Origin of the sequence: Mycetohabitans sp. B2 (assembly GCF_021733735.1) — a bacterium.
GTDB classification, from domain to species: Bacteria; Pseudomonadota; Gammaproteobacteria; order Burkholderiales; family Burkholderiaceae; genus Mycetohabitans; species Mycetohabitans rhizoxinica.
On the sequence record NZ_JAHKSP010000070.1, the window covers coordinates 1 to 1,383 of the forward strand.

The following is a 1,383-nucleotide window of genomic DNA, read 5'->3' on the forward strand; positions in this document are numbered from 1 at the left end:
CTTCATTCCAAAAGGCCTTGCTCAGATTTACAAGTCGTTGCCATCTAAAATTCAACAATTACTGGACAAAAGGCGCGAAATAAAACCGATATTCTGATGCAAGAATATATTTTTTACCACATCATTAATTGTTAGTGAAATTGTATGCGATCAACAGGAATCCAAGCCCTAGCTGTTCATTTGCCAGATGGAGTACGCACAAATGCCTGGTGGGACGGAGAAACCTCGTCACCGCAAAAGGCCAAATCATCAACAATGGCATTGACGTCAAGTGGTTCGTCCAAGCGTCGAAGAATCAACCCATACGATGCGGCCATGGAACATTATTTAGAGGATCCCTTTTTCGGCAGCGTCGAGCGCCGAGTCGTGACGAATGGTGAGGGAAGCGTAGAGCTCGGAGTTAAAGCGGCACAGCAAGTATTGGATGCGGCAGATGTGTCCTCTGATGAGGTGGATTGCTTGATCGCGGTGTCAATGTTCCCAGATCGGGTCGGATCCGGCGACGCGGGGTATCTGGCGCAGGCACTGAACACGGGTGGCGGAGCGTTCAACGTAGAAGCGACCTGTGGCGGATCCATGTCAGCATTGTTGACGGCATGCGCCTGGGTGCAGGCGGGGCTGAAAGAACGCATCCTAGTCGTCACGACGTCCAGGTTATCGCGTGCGATTGAAGCTGATGATGTCACACTGAAGTTGTGCGGGGATGCCTCAGCGGCGTTCTTGGTCGGTCCAGTCAAAAGCGGGTTTGGTTTATTAGGGGCAGAATCTTTGCACACCGGCAAGACCTGTGGAACTTGGCTGCTTGATGCGATCGAGGATTCCTCATCCACCACATCCAGTGGGCAAAGGATTCGTTTGCGCGTGGACCCTTCGATTTCTCACGTGTTGCGTACCACGGCTGAGCCGTATCTCTTGTATACAACTGAAGGCGCGCTGGCAAAGGCCGGGCTGGAGATAAAGGATATTGATGTCGTCGTGCTGAACACGCCGACGGCTTGGCATGCAGAGTTTTCCGCCAATGCGTTGGGCATCGAACTCGACCGGGTCGTCAACACTTTCCCGCAGGTGGCCAATATCGGGCCGGTGCTAATGCCGTTCAATGCCTATACTGCGACAGCTAATGGCCGCATCAAAGCCGGGGACAGGGTACTGCTGTATGGGTTCGGCGGCCAAGCCGAGGCTTCAGCAGCCGTATTCCGCTGGCCACACGTCGTGCTAGCCGCCCCTCCAGAAGACGCCTCGGTTGTCAATCCGGCAAGCCCACAGTGAACGTTCATCATCCATTAAAGGAGAAACCCATGTCGGATGCCTTGACCAAAATTCGTGCTTTTGTGATCGACACTATCCTGAAAGGAAACGACTCAGATATTTCCGACGATCTAA

The 1,383-nt window shown here is 52.9% G+C and carries 1 protein-coding gene; it reads left to right on the forward strand.

The window, feature by feature from the left end:
* Nucleotides 1–255: 255 nt before the first annotated feature.
* Entirely contained in the window at nt 256–1,269 is a 1,014-nt protein-coding gene (locus KPG66_RS15400; RefSeq protein ID WP_237071361.1) for a 3-oxoacyl-ACP synthase III family protein, read from the forward strand.
* Nucleotides 1,270–1,383 lie beyond the last annotated feature (114 nt).